This window comes from Rhizobium sp. 01L419 (assembly GCF_056400025.1).
This window is the reverse complement of sequence record NZ_JBFTSM010000002.1, coordinates 405,828-426,713: the sequence shown is the minus strand read 5'-3', so window position 1 is coordinate 426,713 and position 20,886 is coordinate 405,828. Positions and strand designations below refer to the sequence as shown.

Below are 20,886 nucleotides of genomic sequence, written 5' to 3'. Positions count from 1 at the left end.
ACGGCGATTTAAGCCGCATCGAGCGCCAGGGTGAGATCGGCAATAAGGTCGTCTGGATGTTCGATGCCGATCGACAGCCTGATCGTTGCATCAAGGACACCGATACGCTGGCGCACCTCGGCAGGCACGCCGGAATGCGTCATCGTCGCCGGATGCGATGCCAGGGATTCCGTTCCGCCGAGGCTGACGGCGAGCTTGAAGATTTTCAACGTGTTCAGGAACCGGAACGAGGCCGGTTGGCCGCCCATGATATCGAAGGAAAATGTCGAACCGGCGCCGCTGCACTGGGCCGCGAATGTTCTGCCGACGGCGGAATCGGGATCGCTGTATGGCAGGTAGTGGATCGTCTCGACCTTGGGATGCTGCCTGAGGAAATCCGCCACCGCCTTCGCATTGCTGTTGGCCCGCTCCATGCGGATCTGCAGCGTTTCGAGTGAACGCCCGAGCATCCAGCATGAATGCGGATCGAGTTGGGTGCCGATTGCGCCGCGAAGCGCCTTCACCTGCTTCATGAGCGCCCGGTTGCCGAGTGCCGCCCCGGCAATCAGATCGGAATGGCCGCCGACATATTTGGTCAGGGAATAGAGGGAAATGTCTGCGCCATGCTCGATCGGGCGCTGGAAAACCGGGCCGAGCAGCGTGTTATCGCAGGCGACAATAGGCGCATGGCCCTGCTTCTGACCAATCGCATCGGCAATCCGCCGGATCATTGCGATGTCGACAAGGCTATTGGTCGGGTTTGCGGGCGTCTCGACCAGGATGACTGAGACATTACCCTTGGCCATTGCTTCCTCGGCCGCGGCCCTTACCGAGACTTCGCTGACGCCATCGGCAAAACCGACGGCGGAAACGCCAAAATTGAGGAAGGTCTTGGCAAGTAATGTTTCCGTCCCGCCATAGAGCGGCTGTGAGTGGAGGATGGCATCTCCCGGACGGACGAAGGCAAGCAGGACCGTCGCGATGGCGGACATTCCCGATGAAAACACCGCGCCGCTCTCGGCTTGCTCGTAGACCGCCAGACGATCTTCGATGATCTCGCTGTTTGGATGATTGAAGCGCGAATAGACAAGGCCCGCGCCCTTACCTTCCGGCGGCTCCTTCCGACCCGAAACGTAATCGAAGAAATCGCGACCGTCTTCGGCGGAGTTGAAAACGAACGTGGACGTCAGGAAGACAGGCGGCTTGACCGCGCCTTCGGAGAGTTCGGGATCATAGCCGTAGTTCAGCATCTGGGTTTCCGGATGCAGGGGATGATTGCCGATATGGGTTCTTGGAGGATGCGGTGCAGTCATGAAACGTCTCCCTCAATTAGCGGCTTCCGGCATCAATGTGCCCGCGCCTCACTAATATCTGGAGCGCTGCGGCGGCAGAGGAACACCCTTTGCAGATGGCCAGGCAAATTTGCTGAATAGGCTGGCTGGCTGGTGGAGTTGCGATACCGCAATTTCTTCGAAGGATGATCAACGTCAGCTCGCGCAGGCATCTCGGCAAAGCGCTAAGGTTTCACGCTGTCGGGGTGGGCGGCCTGAAAAGCTGGCAGTCTGGAGCACTTGCCATCAATATCGGTGATGCGCGTGAAGTCAGTTACGTCCACTCCCCAGCGGCGGGCATTGTAGACCTGGGGAACAAGACATAGGTCCGCCATCGTCGGTGTATCGCCGAAGCTGAACTCTCCATCGGCTCCGTCAATCATGGCTTCGAGCTTGCGCAGGCCATCCGTGATGAAATGCGTCATCCATTCCTCGCGGGCGCCGGTCTTGTCCGTTACGGTCATGAGATGCGCCACGACATGCGTGTTGCATATCGGATGTATGTCCATGGCGACCGCGTATGCGAAGGCGCGCACTTTCTGGCGATCGGCAATATCCGATGGCAGTAATCCGCATTCCGGCCGAAGCTCGGCCAGATACTCGATGATTGCCAGCGACTGGGTCAGAGTTTTCCCGTCAATCACCAATGTCGGCACGAACCCCTGCGGGTTGAGCGTCAGATATTCCGGCTTCTTGTGCGCTCCCTCCAACAAGTTGATGGACACTGTTTTGTAGTCGATCGCCAAGAGATTGAGCGCGATACGGACGCGATAGCTCGCCGATGACCTCCAGTAGTCGTAAAGAACGACCTCGTTCATCGCGGGCCAGCCTCCTTATATTTTTCTACCGTCTGCTCGATCGCCCCAAAGATCGAATGGCCGGCATCATCCTTCATCTCGATGCGAACCTGGTCCCCGAACTGCATGAATGGAGTCTTCGGCGACCCGGTTTTGATCGTCTCAATCATCCGTATCTCGGCGATGCATGAGTAGCCGTCCCCTCCGTCTTCGATGGGCTTGCCTGCTCCGCCGTCGAGCTTGTTGGAAACCGTTCCCGAACCGATAATCGTTCCAGCCACCAGATTGCGGGTTCTGGCGGCATGGGCGATGAGTTGGCCAAAATCAAACGTCATGTCGACGCCGGCGTTCGCCTTGCCGAATGCCTTGCCGTTCACGCTCACAAGCAGCGGCAGGCACAGCTTGCCGCCATCCCACGCCTCTCCGAGCTCGTCCGGCGTCACCGCGACCGGAGAAAATGCCGATGCCGGCTTGGACTGGAAGAAACCAAATCCCTTGGTCAGCTCGTCCGGTATGAGACCGCGCAGGGACACGTCGTTGGTGAGCATTACCAGACGGATGGCATCGCGCGCAGCTTCCGGACCAGAACCCATGGCAACGTCGCCGGCGATGATGGCAATTTCGCCCTCCAGGTCGATCCCATAAGCTTCGTCAGCCACCACGATCGGGTCTCGCGGCCCGAGGAACCCGTCCGAACCACCTTGATACATCAGCGGATCGGTCCAGAAGCTCGCCGGCATCTCGGCACCCCGCGCCCTGCGGACCAGTTCAACATGGTTGAGATAAGCCGAACCGTCGGCCCATTGATATGCCCGCGGCAAGGGCGATGCGGCGTCGTGTTCGCGAAAGCGGATCGTCGGCTGGGCTCCTGTCTCGATACCTTCGGCAATCTGCGCGAGTCGCGGAGCAACGTGCTCCCAGTCATCAAGAGCCGCCTGCAATGTGCGGGCAATGTGACCGACTTCGGAACAACGGGTAAGGTCGCGGGAAACGATGACGAGCCGGCCGTCTCTCGTGGAGTCTTTCAACGTCGCAAGTTTCATGTCCCATTCCCGTGTCAGAGGATGCTTGGGCGATCTTCACCTGATGCCATCACTTGATACCGGGGGTCCCGTCGAACTTGCGTTCCAGGCCGTCCCAGCACTCCAGGTAGTTGTCCTGCAGCGTTTCAAGCTCAGCTGCGTATTTCGTCAATTGCTGGGGGTACCGGGTCTCGAACATGAAAGCCATGGTGTCATCCAGCTTCACCGGTTTGAGCTCGGTATTGGATGCCTTTTCGAAGGCGAGCGCGTCCGGCCCGTGGGCAAGCATCATGTTATGCAGGCTCATGCCGCCGGGGACAAAGCCCTCCTCCTTGGCGTCATACTGGCCATGGATCAGGCCCATGAACTCGCTCATGATGTTACGGTGGTACCAGGGCGGGCGGAAAGTGTGCTCGGCGACCAGCCAGCGGGGCGGAAAGATCACGAAATCGACATTCGCCGTGCCCGCATCTTCGGTGGGCGCAGTCAGCACCGAAAAAATCGACGGATCGGGATGATCAAAGCGGATCGCGCCAACGGGAGCAAACGTCCGCAAATCGTATTTGAAGGGGGCGTAGTTGCCGTGCCAGGCCACCACATCGAGGGGCGAGTGGCCGATATCCGTGACATAGAATTTGCCGCACCACTTCACATGAACGCGACAAGGCCTTTCCTTGTCCTCGAAAGCGGCGACAGGAGTCTTGAAGTCGCGCGGGTTCGCCAGACAGTTCGCGCCGATCGGTCCGCGATCCGGCAGCGTGAATTTCGCGCCGTAGTTCTCGCATATATATCCGCGCCAGACGGTCTGCTCGCCGTTGCGCAGGACCTTGAACATCATGCCGCGGGGGATGAGGCATATTTCCAGGGGCTCCACGTCCATGATGCCCATTTCGGTGAACACCCTGACGGCGCCGAGCTGCGGCACGATCAGCAGTTCGCCATCGGCGTTGAAGAAGTAATCGTCGATCATGTCTTCATTGAAGACGTAAGCATGGGCTGACATGCCCACCTGGGTCGTGACATCGCCTGCCGTCGTCATTGTTCGTACACCCTGAAGAAACGTCAGCTTCTCGGTGGGTGCGGGAACGGGATTCCAGCGAAGCTGTCCCAGGGGAAGCGAATGCTCGTCCAGACAAGGTGCAGTCTTCCAGTGCGGATAGGAAGCGTTTGAGAAGCGGCTCGCGTGACGCACGCTCGGGCGGATGCGATAGAGCCAGGACCTTTCGTTCGTCCCGCGCGGGGCGGTGAACGGTGAACCGGAAAGCTGCTCCGCGTAGAGACCATAGTTGCATTTCTGGGGGCTGTTCTGGCCTTGTGGAAGAGCGCCCGGGAGTGACTCCGTCTCGAAGTCATTGCCGAAGCCCGGCATATACTTCAGTCTGTTTGCCGTCGTGGCTTCGCCGTCTGACGGCTGGATCGATGTCTGGTCCATGCTCAACTCCTCCCCGGAAACTCTGAGGCACCGCGCGTCTTCAGACGCGCGAGCTGACCCCGAGAGTTTACTCCGCCGCAGTACCGATAACACCACGCTTGATCTGATCGGCCTCGATCGACTCGAAGAGAGCACGGAAATTGCCTTCGCCGAAGCCCTCATCGCCCTTGCGCTGGATGAATTCGAAGAAGATCGGGCCAATGACGGTCTTGGAGAAGATCTGCAGCAGGATTTTCGTCATGCCGCCATTCAGCACGCCTTCGCCATCGATGAGGATGCCGTGCTTCTTCATGCGTTCGACAGGTTCGCTATGGCCGTTCACGCGTTCATAGGACATGTCGTAATAGGTTTCCGGCGGTCCCGGCATGAAACGCAGACTGTTATCGGCAAGCCTGTCAGTTGCCTCGTAGATATCCTCCGTTCCAACGGCGATATGCTGGATGCCCTCGCCTCTGTACTTCTTCAGATATTCTTCGATCTGGCTGGTGTCATCCTTCGATTCATTCAGCGGAATGCGGATCTTGCCGCAGGGCGACGTGATGGCGCGGCTTACCAGACCGGTGATGCGTCCATCGATATCGAAGAAGTGGATCTGCTTGAAATTGAACAGATTGCGGTAAAAATCCCACCACTTGTCCATATTGCCGCGGAAAACGTTGTGGGTGAGATGGTCGAGATAATAGAAACCGATCCCCTGGGGATGTGGGTTGGACTCGCCAAGCCAATCGAACTCGGCATCGTAGGCCGATCCCTTCGCACCATAGGTTTCGATGAAATACAGCAGCGAGCCACCAATGCCGACGATCGCCGGGACATCGAGCGCCTTGTCAGGCCCTTCATACGGGATGGCGCCTTTCGACACTGCGTGATCGAAGGCGTGTCTGGCGTCGACGACGCGCCATGCCATCGACGGGGCGCAGGGACCATGGGCTGCGACGAAACGAGCGGCATGACTGCCGGCTTCGGCGTTCAGGATATAGTTGATGTCCCCCTGGCGCCAGACGGTGATGTCTTTCGTCTTGTGCCTGGCGACTGGGACGTAGCCCATGCGTGTGAAGAGTTCGCGCAGCTTGTCGGGTTCAGGATGGGCGAATTCAACGAACTCGAAGCCGTCGGTGCCGGCCGGGTTGTCGGCGGTAATTTCCGAGGGCGGCGCATCATGCGGAAAAGGGCCCATTTTCTCCTCCTGGGAACTGGACTTTGCTTATGCAAAGTGTGGCCCAAAACGCATGCAAAGTTCTTGCATTTTTTATGCTCCGAGAAGATATTGTGCACGATCTGTGAGGATTTTCGGGATTTTGCGCAATGGATGAACAGCTCGATAAATTGGATTTACGTCTGCTGCAGGAACTTCAAAAGGACGGCCGGTTGACGAACAATGAGTTGGGGGAGCGGATTGCGCTTTCACCCTCGCAATGCTCGCGCCGGCGAACAAGACTGGAGTCCGAGGGATATATTCGCAGCTACCGGGCCTATCTGGATCAGCAGAAGCTGGGTCTGGATATGCTGGTGGTCATATCCGTGACGCTTGCCACCCACAACAGGGACAATGCCCGCAGATTCTCGCAACTGATCAACGGACTGCCGGAAGTTCTCGAAGCCTACGCGCTGACCGGTGAAATGGACTATCACCTGAAGGTCGCGACCCGCGGGCTCGCGGATCTCTCCAAATTCGTCAACGACGTTCTGCTGCCACATGAGTCTGTGCAGCACGTGAAGACGTCGATCGTGCTCGACACATTGAAGACATTCCAAGGCTTTCCGATACACATGCCGGGTAGCTGGCATGGGGACAGCGCGCGATGAACTGGCACCAAGTGTCAAAGCGGCAGTTCGGTCGAGAATTTCAGCTCCCGCAGCACAAAGCTCGATACGACCGTGCGCACATGCGGGTTGCGCATGAGGTAGCGGGTCATGAAGGCTTCGTAGCTTTCCACGTCCCTCACCCTTATCTTCAGCATGTAATCGAAAGCGCCTGATAAGGCGTAGCATTCCATGATCTCCGGCCGCTCCAACACCACCGAAGCGAAAGACGCTACCGCCTCTTCGTGATGATCCTCCAGCGTTACATGAGCGATGACGCAGAGCTTGAGATCGAGTTTTCCAGGATCGAGCAGTGTCACACGCTTGCGGATGACGCCGTCGGCTTCCAGTTCCTGGATCTTTCGCCAGGCCGAGCTTTGTGACATGCCGGCCTTTTCAGCCAGGTCTGCCAGCGAAAGAGTGCCGTCAGCCTGGACGAGCTGCAGAAGCTTGCGGTGAAAATTCCCAGGTTCTTTCATTCTTGGCGTCACATTCGGCAAGATTTTCCATCACTATGCCAATAGCCAGCATGAAAGAAAAGAAAATCCTCCAAACCTGGATCATAATGGCAGGAATAGCGCCGTGCCTGGGAGGATCAGCCTATGACCAAGGAAAGCAGCTACACCGCCAAACTGCCCGGCCCGGACGGTTTATATGACTACATGCCTGATGAAGATGCGATCTGGGGTGAGCTCTACCGGCGTCAGATGAAGCTTCTCGCCGAGATGGCCTGCCGCGAATATCTTGATGGCGTCGAAATGCTGGGACTGAAACCCGACAAGGTGCCTCAGCTTCTCGATGTGAACAGACGTCTGAACGAAACCACCGGCTTCGGGGTTGAAGGCGTGCCGGCGCTCATTCCGCCCTCGCGTTTTTATGAACTTTTGTCGCAAGGCAAATTCCCGCTCGCAACATTCCTCCGCCGTCGCGAGCATATCGACTATATCGAGGAACCCGACCTGTTCCATGAGGTTTTCGGCCACTGCCCAATGCTCACCAACCAGAGCTATGCCAATTTCGTACGGCATTTCGGTGAAACTGCCGTCCGCCTCGGTAAGGGCTATTCCTGGCATTTGTTCCGCATCTTCTGGTTTACTGTCGAATTCGGTCTGATCAACACACCAAAGGGCCGCCGCTGCTTCGGCGCAGGGATCGTCTCTTCGCCAAGCGAAGCAAAGGCGACAATGGAAGGCAAGACGTGTGAATTTCGGCCGTTCGATCTGCTGAGCGTGCTGAGGACTCCGTACCGGATCGATATCCTCCAGCCGATCTACTACGTCATCGACAGCTTCACCGATCTTGAAGCGATCGTGGAGCAGGATATCGAAGGCATGATCCTCAAGGCAAAATCGCTGGGTGATTTCGCCCCCACTTTCGAAGCCAAAGCGTCGTGAATCGCTCATGGCATGACGGCCGCGACAATCGAGCTGACAGGCTATTCAGGCTTGGCAAAGCCACCCGAACTACGGCCGGCGCTTGAATGTATGGTCTTGCGTGGGAAATGCGCGGGAGCGAACCTCGCCAGCATAGGCGGCCGCCGCCGCCCCGATCCTCTTTCCAAGCTCGTCGTACCGTTTGACGAAGCGCGGTGTGAAGTCGTTGAACAGTCCGAGCATATCGTCCGAAACCAGGATCTGGCCGTCGCAGGCGGCCGACGCACCGATTCCAATCGTTGGAACAGGGATAGCGCTCGTCACCTCGCGGGCAAATGTCTCAACCGTGCCCTCGATGACGACCGCAAAGGCTCCCGAGTTGCAGACGGCCTCCGCGTCACGCCGGATCGTCGCGACTTCTTCGTCGGAATGGCCCACGGATCGGTATCCACCTGCGGTATGAACCTGCTGCGGCATCAAGCCGATGTGGCCAAGAACTGGAACACCACGGGCAGTGAGGAAGGCGATTGTATCGGCCATCTCCTCGCCACCCTCAAGCTTGACCGCGTCGCAGCCGGTTTCCTGTAGAATGCGCACGGCATTGCGATAGGCCAGTTCTTTGGATTCCTGGTAACTGCCGAAGGGCATGTCGACGACGACACAGGATTTGGTGACCCCGCGCATGACCGCCTTGCCGTGCGCGACCATCATGTCGAGCGTCACCGCGACGGTGCTGTCCAGTCCATAGAGAACCATGCCGAGCGAATCTCCGACGAGCAGGAGATCGCAGTGTTCATCGAGCAGCCGCGCCATCGGCGTCGTGTAAGCCGTCAGGCATACGATCGGCGTTCCACCCTTCATCGCCCGGATTCGCGTGGGCGTCAGGCGCTTCGTGGAGTTCGCTGTACTCATTGCGCATCTCCTGGTCCAGACGTAGCCTTTTTCACAATCACCCGGTTGTCGAGAAGCCTGGTCGTGCCGATCCGGACGAACAATGCGATCACCACCGGGACCTCGATTTTCGCGACATTCTGCAATGTCGAGGCGTCCCTCACAGCGACGACTTCCGGCTTTGCCAGAGGCTCACGGCTGATGAAGCCGGCAAGCTTCGCTTCTAGGACCTGCGGGTCAGTGAGGCCCTGAGCGACAAGGCGCTCCGCTTCGTCCAACGCGCGAGGGACGATGACCGCTGCGCGCCTTTCTTCCTCATTGAGATAGACGTTGCGAGAAGACAGCGCGAGCCCATCCATATCCCGGACTGTCGGCACGGAAACGACGCGCACCGGCAGAGCCAGATCGTCTACCATCCGTTTGATGATAACGACCTGTTGGTAATCCTTCTCGCCGAAATAGGCGTGCTTCGGCTGGACGATATTGAAGAGCTTGCTGACGACAGTGGCCACGCCGGCGAAATGCCCTGGTCGAACGGCGCCTTCGAGCTCGCATCCAAGCTCCGGCACATCAACCACGGTTTTCATCGGGCGTGGGTACATATCCTCGACGCCTGGCACAAAGAGAATGTCAACGCCTGCTTTTTCCAGCATCGTTTTGTCGCGTTCGAGATCACGCGGGTATCGGGTCAGATCCTCCGCCGGGCCGAACTGCAGTGGATTGACGAAGATCGAGGCAACGACGATTTCGTTTTCGGCGCGGGCTCGCGCGACAAGTTCCATATGTCCGGCATGGAGATAACCCATCGTTGGCACGAAGCCGACCGGCCCGCCTTTCGCCTTTGCTTCAGCAAGTGCTGCGCGCATCGCCTCAATGCTCGATAGGACCTGCATGTGCCCTCCCCGGCGACGGTCACGTTGGGGGCGGATACAGAATGCAAGCGGGGTCGCGCGTCAATGCCCCCTGTAGATAAAAACGATTAGATAAGAGCGGTTTTCTTAGCACCTGCTCTTGCACGCCGGGCACAATGAGAGGGATTTCTCGCAACTGCGCCAAAGCTGGCGCAAGACGGCGTGGGCCTGTCTCGCCGGGCCCGACAGAACTGCTCAAGCTCCTCTGCCGCCTGCCGTTCGTATGGTTGCACAAATGTTAAGTCTGGAGCGCCCGTACCGGCCCTGTTGACTCGCGCAAGATAAGCTCAACCGGCCAAAGCTCGTGAATTTCCAGTGGCGAACGCCCGGCCAAAAGCTGCAGCACAAGATCGGCGCACCGCGTGCCTGCGGCGCGCATCGACGAGCGGGTCGCCGATAGCGACGGGACCATATTGTCGGCCGTCAAATAGGGAAAAACGTCATCGTGAGCGATAACCGAGACATCGCTGCCGATCTGAAGGCCGAGCGAACGCGCGGCTCGGTAAATGCCGAGCGCCGTCATCATGGACCCGGCTACAAACGCGGTAGGCGGCTTCGGTTGTTCGAGAAATGACCGTGCAAAGCGAAAACCGAGCTCGTCGGTGAAATTGCCGTTGGCAATTAATTGCGGATCGACTTCGATCCCGTGGCGCTGCAGCGCGCGGCGATAGCCGATGTCGCGATGCAGCGCATAGGTCGCTCCCTGGCGGCCATTGATCATCGCAATCCTGGTATGACCAAGATCGATCAGATGCGAGGTCGCACGACACACGGCCCCTTCATTGTCGATATCGAGCCACGGGTGCGGCACGTCGATGTCAGACCGGCCATGAACGAGAAACGGCATTCCCAGCTCGTTCAGTAGCGCGATGCGCTGGTCATTGGGTCGAGGCGAGTGAACGATGATCGCATCCACCCGCTGGCTTTCCGCCAGCCGCCTATAAAGTTGCATCTCGGCATCATATTCGGGATTAGCCATCGGAATGACCAGAATGTCGGTGTCTTCCGTGACAAGACGCTCCGCCATGCCGGCCATGAATTCCGCGAAATGGAACTCGCCTGCTCGCCCCATGACAACGCCAATGGCACCGACCCGCCCGGTTTTCAGCCTTACCGCATTGACGTTCGGCCGATAGCCCATTCGCACCGCTTCCTGAACGACACGGGCGCGCGTCACTTCGCTCACCTCGGGATAGCCACTGAGCGCACGGCTGACGGTCGTTGGGGACAGTCCAAGTTGTTTTGCGAACTCTTTGAGTTTCATAGACCGAATTGACTTTCATCGCCTGCGCTGCCGGGGATCTATACCATCGGCGGCGCAATTTCCACATTCTACGCCGTCGACTATATCTCCTCAAATCGATTTCAATTTTAATTGCCCTCTTGTCACGCAACCCGAAATCAAAGAAATCGCAATATTGAGGATACGCATTGATTTCAAACAGTATTCTGCATCTATACACAATCAAAACCGTCGATCGAGCCCCTCTCTTGACATGATATCCGCCTTCTGACAGTTTTTTGCAGCCAAATCGATTTCAATTTGGTCCTTGGGAGGAGAAAATGAAGTTTTGCTTTACAGCGGCCGCGGTTGCGGCCGCGCTCATTGGCGCGACCGTATCGTCCTATGCCGCCGAGATCAGCATCTCGGCGAGTTCCACCGGCAAGAACCTCGATCTGTTCCGCAAGCAGCTCGATGTTTTCGAGAAGACGACTGGCAATAAGGTCAAGATCGTCACCATGCCGTCCTCGTCGACGGAGCAGTTTTCGCAGTATCGTCTCTGGCTTGCAGCCGGCAACACTGATGTCGATGTCTACCAGACGGATGTTATCTGGGCCCCACAGTTGGCCGACCAGTTCGTCGATCTGAAGGATGCCACCAAGGATGTCGTCGGCGACTTCTTCCCGGCAATCGTCGCATCGCAAACCGTGAACGGCCGCCTGGTTGCAATGCCGCTTTATACGGACGCTCCGGCGCTCTTCTATCGCAAGGATCTGCTTGAGAAATACGGCAAGCAGCCGCCGAAAACCTGGGACGAGATGGAGGCAACCGCCAAGGAAATCCAGGAGAAGGAGCGCGCCGCCGGCCAGAAGGATCTCTGGGGTTACGTCTTCCAGGGCAATGCCTATGAAGGCCTGACCTGCAATGCGCTGGAATGGGTCAAGTCCTCGGGTGGCGGCCAGATCATCGAGACCGATGGCACGATTTCCATCAACAACGAAAAGGCTGCGGCAGCTCTCGATCGCGCCAAGGGCTGGATCGGCACGATTTCACCGAGCGGTGTGCTTGCCTATCAGGAAGAAGAATCCCGTGGTGTCTGGCAGACAGGCAACGCGGTCTTCATGCGCAACTGGCCCTATGCCTATGCGCTTGGAAACGGCCCTGACAGTCCGGTCAAGGGCAAGTTCGACGTGACGACCCTTCCGGTTGCCGCCGAAGGCGACAAGCCTTCTTCGGCGCTCGGGGGCTGGAATCTCGCCGTGTCGAAATATTCGAAGAGCCCCGATGCAGCGATCGAACTCGTCAAGTTCCTGACCTCGAAGGATAGCCAGAAGCAGCGCGCCATCGAGCTTTCCAACCTGCCGACGCTGTCGGCGCTCTATGACGACAAGGACATTGCTGCTGCGCAGCCTTTCATGCCGAACTGGAAGCCGATCTTCGAAAATGCAGTGCCGCGCCCGTCGGCTGTTGCGAAGGTCAAATACAACGAGGTTTCCGCGAAGTTCTGGACCGCCGTGCACAACACGCTCTCCGGTAGCGGCTCTGCGGAAGAAAACCTCGAGCTTCTTGAAGCCGATCTGACGACGCTTGAGGGCGGCGCCTGGTGAAAGACCGATACGGCAGCGGCGGACCTTCCGTCGCTGCCGTTCCCGACAACGCCTTTGTCGATCGTCTCATGAAGCGGATACCCCATGAGTGAAGTTGCAGTCTCCCAAAACCTGAGGACGGGCGCTTTCGCCAAGCCCACTTCGTCGGACCTGCGCTCCGAGCGGGTTCGTTCCGCCTGGATGTTTTTGGCGCCGACCCTGTTGATCCTCGCGATCGTTGCCGGCTGGCCGCTGTTTCGCACCATCTACTTCAGCTTCACCAACGCATCGCTGACGAACCTCGGCGATGCGAAGTTTGTGGGCTTCGACAATTACCTCTCCTGGGTCACCCTGAAGAGCGGCCGCACCGTTTACAGGGGACTTCTTGCCGATCCCGCGTGGTGGGGTGCGGTCTGGAATACGGCAAAGTTCACGCTATTGTCCGTGACGATCGAAACCGCGCTCGGCCTCATCGTCGCCCTCGTATTGAATGCCCAATTCGTTGGGCGTGGCATCGTGCGCGCCGCGATCCTCATTCCCTGGGCGATCCCGACCATCGTCTCGGCCAAGATGTGGGCCTGGATGCTCAACGACCAGTTCGGTATCCTGAACGACATCCTTCTCAGCCTCGGGCTTATCAGCCAGAAGATCGCATGGACGGCAGATCCCGATACCGCGATGATTGCCGTTCTGATCGTCGACGTCTGGAAGACGACACCCTTCATGGCCCTGCTGATCCTGGCCGCTCTGCAGATGGTTCCGGCAGATATTTACGAAGCCGCCAAAATCGACGGGATCAACCCGATTAAGATATTCTGGCGCCTGACGCTCCCGCTGGTGCGCCCGGCGATCATGGTCGCGGTAATCTTCCGCATGCTCGATGCGATGCGCATCTTCGACCTGATCTACGTGCTGACGCCCAACAACGCCCAGACAAAGACGATGTCGGTCATGGCGCGCGAAAACCTCTTCGACTTCGACAAGTTCGCCTACGGCGCAACAGCCTCGACAGTTCTCTTTCTCATCATCGCGTCGGTCACCGTGCTCTACATTTGGATCGGCCGCGTCAATCTCGGGGGTGGTGAACGCTGATGCTGCTTACAGCCACAAAGAACACCCTCTTCTACCTTCTGGTTGCCGTTATCGTCATCATCGCGGTCTTCCCGTTCTACTACGCGATCCTCACAAGCTTTAAAGCCGGCACAGCCCTCTTCGAGGTCAATTACTGGCCGACTTCGATCTCGCTCGAAAACTATACAGGTGTGTTGACGACGGGCAGCTTCATACGCAGCCTCGGCAATTCACTGCTCATTGCCTGCCTCGTGGTCGCCGCCTCGCTGCTGCTCGCAGTGACCGCATCCTACGCGCTTGCCCGCGTGCATTTCCGGGGTCGGGCACTCTTGATGCTCACCATCCTGTCCGTATCGATGTTTCCGCAGATCGCCGTGCTGGCGGGGCTTTTCGAACTCATCCGCTGGATCGGCATCTTCAATACGCCGTTTGCGCTGATCTTCTCCTATATGATCTTCACCCTGCCCTTCACTGTTTGGGTGCTGACCACTTTCATGCGGGATCTGCCGATCGAAATCGAGGAAGCAGCGATCGTCGATGGCGCATCCCCCTGGGTCATCATCACGAAAGTGTTCATGCCGTTGATGTGGCCGGCCTTGGTCACCACCGGCCTGCTCGCTTTCATCACGGCCTGGAATGAATTCCTGTTCGCCCTGACCTTCACATCATCGGATGCCCAACGAACGGTACCGGTGGCAATCGCTCTGCTTTCGGGCGGAAGTCAGTTCGAAATCCCATGGGGCAACATCATGGCGGCATCGGTCATCGTCACCGTGCCCGTCGTCGTCCTTGTTCTGATTTTTCAACGCCGGATTATTTCCGGGCTGACAGCCGGCGGCGTCAAAGGCTGAGGAAAGCGAGATATGGCACAGATTAGGCTCGATAATATCCGCAAGAGCTTCGGCGCATTCGAAGTCATCAAAGGTGTGACCCTGGACATCCGTAGGGGCGAGTTCATGGTCTTCGTCGGCCCGTCCGGTTGCGGCAAATCCACCTTGCTGCGACTGATCTCGGGACTGGAGGATATATCTTCCGGCACGCTCTCCTTCGACGGCGAACCCGTCAACCGTCTTTCCCCGTCCAAACGCGGCATCGCGATGGTCTTTCAGTCCTACGCGCTCTATCCGCACATGACGGTCTACGAAAACATGGCCTTCGGCATGAAGCTGTCCGGCCGGACCAGGGAAGAATGCAAGGCACGCGTCGAACAGGCAGCCGGCATGCTTCAGCTTTCGCCCTATCTGGAACGCCTGCCGCGCCAGCTTTCGGGCGGCCAACGCCAGCGCGTGGCTATCGGCCGCGCCATCGTTCGTGACCCGAAGGTCTTCCTGTTCGACGAACCCTTGTCGAACCTGGATGCGGCTCTTCGCGTCGCCACACGGCTGGAGATCGCCAAGCTTCACCGCGGCATGCATGACACGACGATGATCTATGTCACCCACGATCAGGTCGAGGCCATGACACTGGCCGACCGCATCTGCGTGCTGCGCGACGGCGTCGTCGAACAGATCGGAACACCGATCGAGCTCTACGAGACCCCGAACTCCATTTTCGTCGCCGGTTTCATCGGTTCGCCGAAGATGAATTTCCTCTCCGGACCTTTCGCGGCTCCCTATGACACCCACACGATCGGGGTGCGGGCCGAACATATCGAGTTTAGAGATCAGGATCCGGCCTGGACCGGCACCGTCATCCATTCAGAGATCCTCGGCTCGGACAGCTTCGTCTATCTCGACATCGGCTCGGCCGAACCGCTTACCGTTCGCGAGACCGGCGTATCGAGCCACCAGCCCGGCCAGCAACTGGGCGTGTCGCCGCTCAAGGAGCGCATTCATCGCTTCGACCAATCCGGACGCGCGCTCGAAAGGGTTCCTTTCAAGGGCGCAGCCTGACCACCAACCACATAAACAGGATCTGACCGTTTCCCATCGGCTCCGGTCCGCTATTCGCTGTGAAGGAGCAGAAACGTGTCTATTCGCACCATCGTCTGGGGTGAAAACATCCATGAGACAACCAACGAGATCGTCCGGGGCATCTATCCCGAGGGCATGCACACGACCATTGCCAAGGCGCTGAACACCGACCCGGCGATTTCCGCGACGACCGCGACGCTGCAGGAGCCCGAGCATGGCCTGAGCGAAGCGCGGCTTGCCGAGACCGATGTCCTGACCTGGTGGGGCCATAAGGATCATGGCGCGGTGTCCGACGAAGTCGTCGAGCGTGTCGCCAATCGGGTGTGGGAAGGCATGGGCCTGCTCGTGCTGCATTCCGGTCATTTCTCCAAGATCTTCAAGCGTCTGATGGGCACGCCCTGTGCGCTGAAATGGCGCGAAGCGGGTGAACGCGAGCGGCTGTGGACGATCAATCAGCGCCATCCGATCGCTGCCGGTCTCGGTGAGCATTTCGAGCTGGAGAACGAAGAGATGTACGGCGAGCAGTTCTCCGTACCGGAACCGCTGGAAACGGTGTTCATCTCCTGGTTCCAGGGTGGCGAAGTCTTCCGCTCCGGCCTGACCTGGCGCCGCGGTGCCGGCAACATCTTCTATTTCCGCCCCGGCCACGAAACCTACCCGACCTATCACGATGCCAACGTGCAGAAGGTGCTGATCAACGGCGTCAAGTGGGCCTATAACCCCGAGGGTGCATTGAAGAGCATCACCGATGCTCCAAATGTGCCGGTAGAAAAAGCACTGGAGCCGATCGTCGAGCGCGGCCCGAGACTGCACCAGGCCGGCGAAGCCGGTTACCGCTGAGGAGAATAGCAATGCGTCTACTCGTTCTCGGCACAGGCGTCATGGCCAAAAACCAGGTTGCCAACTTCCTTGCCATCGATGGCGTGGAAGTGGTCGGCGCCGTCGATACGGACCGGGCCCGGCTCGATGAGTTCGCCGATCATTTCAGCATTGAAAAACGCTTCAGCACGCTCGACGAAGCAATCGCCTGGGGCGAATTCGATGCGGCGACGAATGTGACGCCCGACCGTATCCACCACGCGACCAGCCTCGCGCTGATTGCCGCCGGCAAGCACGTCTTCTGCGAAAAGCCGCTGGCGGAGAATTATGCGCACGCGCTCGAGATGACCGAAGCTGCAGAGGCAGCCGGGGTCATCAACATGGTGAACCTCACCTATCGCAACGTTGCTCCCCTGCAGCGCGCCCGCGAGATGGTGCTATCAGGCGAACTCGGCACCATCCGCCATGTCGAAGCCTCTTACCTGCAGAGCTGGCTGGTTTCGCGTGCCTGGGGCGACTGGCGCACGGAATCGCGCTGGCTGTGGCGCCTGTCCACCGGTCACGGTTCGAACGGCGTGCTCGGCGATGTCGGCATCCATATCCTCGACTTCGCAGCCTATGGCGCTGCAACCGACATCGATCACGTCTTTGCGCGGCTCAAAACCTTCAACAAGGCGCCGGGTGGCCAGATCGGCGAGTACATGCTGGATGCCAATGACAGCTTCACTATGTCGGTCGATTTCGCCAATGGCGCGCTCGGTGTCATCCATGCGACCCGCTGGGCGACCGGCCATTTGAACGAGCTGAAGCTGCGCATCTACGGCGAGAGGGGCAGCCTCGAAGTCACTCATCGTCCGGACGGCTCGGATCTTCGCGGCTGTTTCGGCGACGACATTGAAAGCGCCACCTGGCGTGATATCGAGGTGCCGACGGTGCTGACCAACTATCAGCGCTTTGCCGAAGCGGTCAGGACCGGGAAGCAGGACGATCCCACCTTCCGCCATGCCGCCAACCTGCAGAAGGTCATCGACCTCGCGATTGTGTCGGAGAAAGAACGTCGGGAGTTCAATCTGCTGGCTTCCGATAACTTGGAAGGCACGGCCGGCCAGGAGCTAGAAAGCGAGATGGACGATCAGGGTCCGGCGCTGGCACTCGTCGTCTGACGGCATGGTGAAACATAGAAGGCCCGCGTGATCGGGCCTTCTTCGAGCCAACAGCTCCTTCTGCTTATCCATGGCAGAGGGCGGGCGCTCGCTCCGGACGGCGCAAACGGCACCCACGCGATCTTTGCTTGCCGCGGTATATAACCACGGCAGACAAGGCGGGCTTCCTAAGCGGCCTTAACAGGCGCGCTCACGCCACGATAGGCAATGAGATCCTCGATCGTGATCAGGTGGAGGCCGTGCCGTTCGGCAAACCGCTCGAGATCGGGCAGGCGCGCCATCGTGCCATCGTCATTGGCCACTTCGCAGATGACGCCCGACGGCGACAGGCCGGCAAGCCTTGCGAGATCGACAGCCGCCTCGGTATGGCCGGGGCGAGAAAGCACGCCGTTCGGATGCGCTCGCAGCGGGAAGATATGGCCGGGCCGCGCAAAATCCTCGGGGCGAGAATTCTCACCGATGAGCGCGCGAACCGTCGCGGCGCGGTCAGCCGCGGAAATACCGGTCGTCGTTTCAGGGATATAGTCAACCGACACGGTGAAAGCTGTCTTCAAGAGTTCGGTATTGTTGGGAACCATCTGCGGGATCTGCAGTTCGTCCAGCCGTTCGCCTTCCATTGCGACGCAGATGAGGCCGCGGGCGTAATTCATCATGAAGGCGATTGCCTGCGGAGTGATTGCTTCCGATGCGATGACGAGGTCACCCTCGTTTTCCCTGTCGCGATCGTCGACGACGACCACGATCTCGCCGCGTGCAATTGCGGCGATCCCATCTTCGATTTTAGAAATTGCCATTTCTCTGCCTTTCAAGGGTTAGCCGCAACGCGCGACATCCATGGCCTGTCAAAGGCCACCATTTTCCCTTGGGCGAACAAGCATATGAAACGCCGCGTGCCGAGCGGCGTCCTCTACGTTGCTCTCTTCCATCCGGACTATGACCGTCGGCTCCGGCATCTCACCGGATCTGCTGACCCTTCGCTTTCACGAAGGCGCTCGCGGGCTCCGAGTTGCCTCGATACCGCCGGTGGGGAATTACACCCCGCCCTGAGAACATTTCTTAGATAAATGATGAATGCCTCGTTCGGCAAGAGGTTGGGCGAAAATCACCGCTCGAGAATTGTCTCGTATAGGTGAAAGCACCGTTCCCTATTGTCGAACAAAGCTATGACATGATCAGGCCGCCATCGACATTGATGGTCTGGCCGGTGATATAGGCCGCGTCGTCGCTCGCAAGGAAGGTGACGAGGCCGGCGACATCTTCGCCCGATCCGGCACGCTTCATCGGTATTCCCTCGACCCATTCCTTCATGAGTTCGCCGGGGCCGTAGTTGCCGAGCAGCTTGCCCCATGCCTGGTCGTTATAGGCCCACATGTCGGTTTCGATGATGCCGGGGCAGAACGCGTTGACGGTAATGCCGTTGGTCGCGACTTCCTTGGCAAGGCTCTGGGTAATGCCGACAACGCCCATCTTCGACGCGGCATAATGCGGCGTATAGATGAAGCCGTCGCGTGCCTGGCCGGAGGCGGTGTTGATGATGCGGCCGCCGCGGCCATGCTTGCGCATGCGAGCGATCGCTTCCTGGGCGCAGAGGAACACGCCCTTGGTGTTGACCGCCATGACCTTGTCCCACTCGCCCTCAGTCATATCCTCGATGCGGGCAATGGTGATGACACCGGCATTTTGAATGGAGACATCGACGGCGCCGAAGGCCTGTTCGGCAGCGTCATAAAGAGCCTTGACGCTTGCCTTGTCGGTGACGTCGCCAACGAAGGAGATAGCTTTGCCGCCATCGACCTTGATCTGCTCGGCGACGGCATGCACGCTCTCCTCATTGGCGGAGACGACGAGATTGGCGCCCTCGCGCGCAAAGCGTTTGGCAATCGCCGCACCGATGCCGCGGCTTGCGCCGGTAATGACGACAGTCCTGTTTTCGAAGCGTTGCATTCTCTTTTCCTTTCACGGTGCCGGCGAGTGCGGCGCCGATCCAAGAAACCGGCCGCGCTTACCCGCTCACTTAGACTTCAAACGGCTGCAGAAATAATCGCGGCGAATTCCGATGCCTTCAGCGAAGCGCCGCCAACCAGCGCGCCGTCCACATTGCGAATCTTGAAGATCGAAGCCGCATTCGACGCCTTGACCGAGCCGCCATAGAGGATCTTGACTGAATGGCCGTCGTTCCCCAGCCGATCTGCGAGCATCTGCCGGATCGCGGCATGGACCTCCTCGATCTGTTCGTTGGTCGGCACCAATCCGGTTCCTATCGCCCATACGGGCTCATAGGCGACGACGAGATTTGCGCTCGTCGCTGCCTCGGGAATGGATTCTCTCAACTGCTCGCCAACCACTTCGATCGCCCGTCCCTCGTCACGCTCATGTCGCGTTTCACCGACACAGACGATCGCGATCAAGCCCGCCTGGTGAGCGGCAACCGCCTTTGCAAGGACGATTTCATCATCTTCGCCGTGAGACACACGGCGCTCGGAATGTCCGAGGATGACATAACGCGCGCCGATATTGGCGAGCATTTCGGCAGAGACGTCGCCCGTATGGGCACCTGACTGCTGCGCATGACAATCCTGCGCGCCGATGACCAGTTTCGAATCCTTAACCCGCGCCACTGCGCGATCAATCAGCGTGAAGGGCGGGCAGACGACGATATCGCACGTCGCACTGCCCGTTAGTCCCTTCAGCGCCTCGATCTCAGCTTGGGAGGAGATGAGACCGTTCATTTTCCAATTGCCTGCGATCAGCTTGCGCATGGCATCACCAGCAGCAGAAGCCGCCGTCGACGAGCAGATCGACGCCCGTCACGAAGCTCGCGGCATTCGACAGCAGAAAGACGGCCGGACCGACCATCTCGTCGACACTGGCCATTCGCTGCATCGGCGTCTGTTCCTCGAAGAGCTTGGTCTGATGCACCATTTCCGGCCGGGTGTTCATCGGCGTTGCGGTATAGCCCGGCGAGATCGTGTTGACGCGGATACCGCGCCCGACCCACTCCATGGCGAACGACTTCGACATATGGATCACGCCCGCCTTCGAGGCATTGTAATGGGCCTGGCTCAAACCGCGATTGACGATAACGCCCGACATGGAGGCGATGTTGACGATCGACCCGCGGCCGTTCTTCAACATGGCCCGCGCTTCGGCCTGGCAGGACAAGAAAATGCCCTTCAGATTGATGTCCATCAGCGTCTGATACTGATCCTCTTCCATCTCCTCGGCGGGATTGGCATTGGCGATACCGGCGGCATTGACAGCAAGCGAGAGCGCACCGAGATCGGCTTCGGTGCGGGCGACGGCATCCGCCAGAGACGACTTGCTGGTCACATCGGCTGCAATCTCGATCGATCGACGGCCGGCAGCCCTGATATGGCCGGCAGTATTGGCAAGGCCGTCATCGCTACGGCGGTCGAGAAGCGCGACGTCAGCACCGCACTGGGCGAGACCAATGGCGATCCTCTGCCCGATGCCGCTGCCGGCACCCGTCACGATGGCGACCTGGCCGCTGAGATCAAATAGTTTTGGTGCGTTCAGAGAGATGTCGGACACCGCTCTTCCTTTCTGTCTTTG

21 protein-coding genes and 1 riboswitch are annotated in these 20,886 nt (G+C 58.8%); of the genes, 8 read left to right on the top strand and 13 right to left on the bottom strand.

Translation table 11 applies throughout. From position 1 onward, the window contains the following. Window positions 1-8 precede the first annotated feature (8 nt). The 5 genes from AC1DUP_RS05815 to hppD all read right to left on the bottom strand — a co-directional run bounded on the left by AC1DUP_RS05815 (window position 9) and on the right by hppD (window position 5,738). Window positions 9-1,292, bottom strand: coding sequence for a cystathionine gamma-synthase family protein (locus tag AC1DUP_RS05815; RefSeq protein ID WP_113310573.1), 1,284 nt, complete (start codon window positions 1,290-1,292; stop codon window positions 9-11). Between the two features lie 203 nt (window positions 1,293-1,495). Next, on the bottom strand, window positions 1,496-2,128 hold the full coding sequence (gene maiA / locus AC1DUP_RS05810; RefSeq protein WP_113310572.1) for a maleylacetoacetate isomerase: 633 nt from the start codon (window positions 2,126-2,128) through the stop codon (window positions 1,496-1,498). Continuing rightward, window positions 2,125-3,150, bottom strand: a complete 1,026-nt coding sequence (locus tag AC1DUP_RS05805; protein ID WP_113310571.1) for a fumarylacetoacetate hydrolase family protein — start codon at window positions 3,148-3,150, stop codon at window positions 2,125-2,127. The genes maiA and AC1DUP_RS05805 overlap by 4 nt, the downstream gene beginning before the upstream one ends. Before the next feature lie 49 nt (window positions 3,151-3,199). Next, window positions 3,200-4,561 carry a homogentisate 1,2-dioxygenase gene (gene hmgA, locus AC1DUP_RS05800; RefSeq protein ID WP_477832247.1) on the bottom strand — a complete coding sequence of 454 codons (1,362 nt, stop codon included), beginning with the start codon at window positions 4,559-4,561 and terminating at the stop codon, window positions 3,200-3,202. A 67-nt stretch (window positions 4,562-4,628) separates the two neighbouring features. Further along, a complete protein-coding gene (gene hppD, locus AC1DUP_RS05795) occupies window positions 4,629-5,738 on the bottom strand; it encodes a 4-hydroxyphenylpyruvate dioxygenase (RefSeq protein ID WP_113310569.1) in 1,110 nt (369 codons plus the stop codon). 128 nt (window positions 5,739-5,866) lie between these two features. Here hppD and AC1DUP_RS05790 point away from each other — a divergent pair, with 128 nt between their 5' ends. After that, a complete protein-coding gene (locus AC1DUP_RS05790; protein ID WP_113310568.1) occupies window positions 5,867-6,367 on the top strand; it encodes an Lrp/AsnC family transcriptional regulator in 501 nt (166 codons plus the stop codon). Window positions 6,368-6,381: 14 nt separating this feature from the next. Here AC1DUP_RS05790 and AC1DUP_RS05785 read toward each other — a convergent pair whose 3' ends face one another. Beyond that, window positions 6,382-6,843, bottom strand: a complete 462-nt coding sequence (locus AC1DUP_RS05785) for an Lrp/AsnC family transcriptional regulator (RefSeq protein ID WP_113300413.1) — start codon at window positions 6,841-6,843, stop codon at window positions 6,382-6,384. A 123-nt stretch (window positions 6,844-6,966) separates the two neighbouring features. On the opposite strand from AC1DUP_RS05785, the gene AC1DUP_RS05780 reads away from it, so the two are divergent. Next, complete coding sequence (locus AC1DUP_RS05780) at window positions 6,967-7,758, top strand: phenylalanine 4-monooxygenase (protein WP_113310567.1); 792 nt, start codon at window positions 6,967-6,969, stop codon at window positions 7,756-7,758. Between the two features lie 69 nt (window positions 7,759-7,827). On the opposite strand, the gene panB is transcribed toward AC1DUP_RS05780, so the two are convergent. From panB to AC1DUP_RS05765, 3 genes are all read right to left on the bottom strand, one after another. Then, on the bottom strand, window positions 7,828-8,649 hold the full coding sequence (gene panB / locus AC1DUP_RS05775) for a 3-methyl-2-oxobutanoate hydroxymethyltransferase (RefSeq protein WP_115037592.1): 822 nt from the start codon (window positions 8,647-8,649) through the stop codon (window positions 7,828-7,830). Then, entirely contained in the window at window positions 8,646-9,521 is an 876-nt protein-coding gene (gene panC, locus AC1DUP_RS05770) for a pantoate--beta-alanine ligase (protein WP_113310565.1), read from the bottom strand. The genes panB and panC overlap by 4 nt, the downstream gene beginning before the upstream one ends. A gap of 256 nt (window positions 9,522-9,777) precedes the next feature. Then, on the bottom strand, window positions 9,778-10,803 hold the full coding sequence (locus AC1DUP_RS05765; protein WP_113300417.1) for a LacI family DNA-binding transcriptional regulator: 1,026 nt from the start codon (window positions 10,801-10,803) through the stop codon (window positions 9,778-9,780). 299 nt (window positions 10,804-11,102) lie between these two features. Here AC1DUP_RS05765 and AC1DUP_RS05760 point away from each other — a divergent pair, with 299 nt between their 5' ends. The 6 genes from AC1DUP_RS05760 (at window position 11,103) to AC1DUP_RS05735 (ending at window position 17,313) form a co-directional block, all read left to right on the top strand. Then, window positions 11,103-12,368 carry an ABC transporter substrate-binding protein gene (locus AC1DUP_RS05760; RefSeq protein ID WP_113310564.1) on the top strand — a complete coding sequence of 422 codons (1,266 nt, stop codon included), beginning with the start codon at window positions 11,103-11,105 and terminating at the stop codon, window positions 12,366-12,368. 84 nt (window positions 12,369-12,452) lie between these two features. Continuing rightward, window positions 12,453-13,439 (top strand): carbohydrate ABC transporter permease, encoded by a 987-nt coding sequence (locus AC1DUP_RS05755; RefSeq protein WP_113310563.1) that lies wholly within the window; start codon window positions 12,453-12,455, stop codon window positions 13,437-13,439. After that, a complete protein-coding gene (locus AC1DUP_RS05750) occupies window positions 13,439-14,269 on the top strand; it encodes a carbohydrate ABC transporter permease (RefSeq protein WP_113310562.1) in 831 nt (276 codons plus the stop codon). Before AC1DUP_RS05755 ends, AC1DUP_RS05750 begins: the two co-directional genes overlap by 1 nt. A gap of 12 nt (window positions 14,270-14,281) precedes the next feature. Next, on the top strand, window positions 14,282-15,310 hold the full coding sequence (locus AC1DUP_RS05745) for an ABC transporter ATP-binding protein (RefSeq protein WP_113310561.1): 1,029 nt from the start codon (window positions 14,282-14,284) through the stop codon (window positions 15,308-15,310). A gap of 75 nt (window positions 15,311-15,385) precedes the next feature. After that, window positions 15,386-16,171, top strand: coding sequence for a ThuA domain-containing protein (locus AC1DUP_RS05740; protein WP_477832246.1), 786 nt, complete (start codon window positions 15,386-15,388; stop codon window positions 16,169-16,171). 11 nt (window positions 16,172-16,182) lie between these two features. After that, the gene (locus AC1DUP_RS05735; RefSeq protein ID WP_113308953.1) at window positions 16,183-17,313 is read left to right on the top strand and encodes a Gfo/Idh/MocA family protein; all 1,131 of its coding nucleotides are present in this window, start codon (window positions 16,183-16,185) and stop codon (window positions 17,311-17,313) included. A gap of 167 nt (window positions 17,314-17,480) precedes the next feature. On the opposite strand, the gene ribB is transcribed toward AC1DUP_RS05735, so the two are convergent. The 4 genes from ribB to AC1DUP_RS05715 form a co-directional block, all read right to left on the bottom strand. Continuing rightward, a complete protein-coding gene (ribB, locus tag AC1DUP_RS05730; RefSeq protein WP_113298810.1) occupies window positions 17,481-18,107 on the bottom strand; it encodes a 3,4-dihydroxy-2-butanone-4-phosphate synthase in 627 nt (208 codons plus the stop codon). 116 nt (window positions 18,108-18,223) lie between these two features. Continuing rightward, a riboswitch (FMN riboswitch) is annotated at window positions 18,224-18,368 on the bottom strand. 106 nt (window positions 18,369-18,474) lie between these two features. Continuing rightward, on the bottom strand, window positions 18,475-19,257 hold the full coding sequence (locus AC1DUP_RS05725; RefSeq protein ID WP_113308952.1) for a glucose 1-dehydrogenase: 783 nt from the start codon (window positions 19,255-19,257) through the stop codon (window positions 18,475-18,477). 77 nt (window positions 19,258-19,334) lie between these two features. Beyond that, window positions 19,335-20,072: a triose-phosphate isomerase gene (gene tpiA, locus AC1DUP_RS05720; RefSeq protein WP_113308951.1), complete on the bottom strand. Its 738-nt coding sequence runs from the start codon at window positions 20,070-20,072 to the stop codon at window positions 19,335-19,337. A gap of 4 nt (window positions 20,073-20,076) precedes the next feature. Beyond that, entirely contained in the window at window positions 20,077-20,865 is a 789-nt protein-coding gene (locus AC1DUP_RS05715) for an SDR family oxidoreductase (protein ID WP_113308950.1), read from the bottom strand. Window positions 20,866-20,886: the final 21 nt, after the last annotated feature.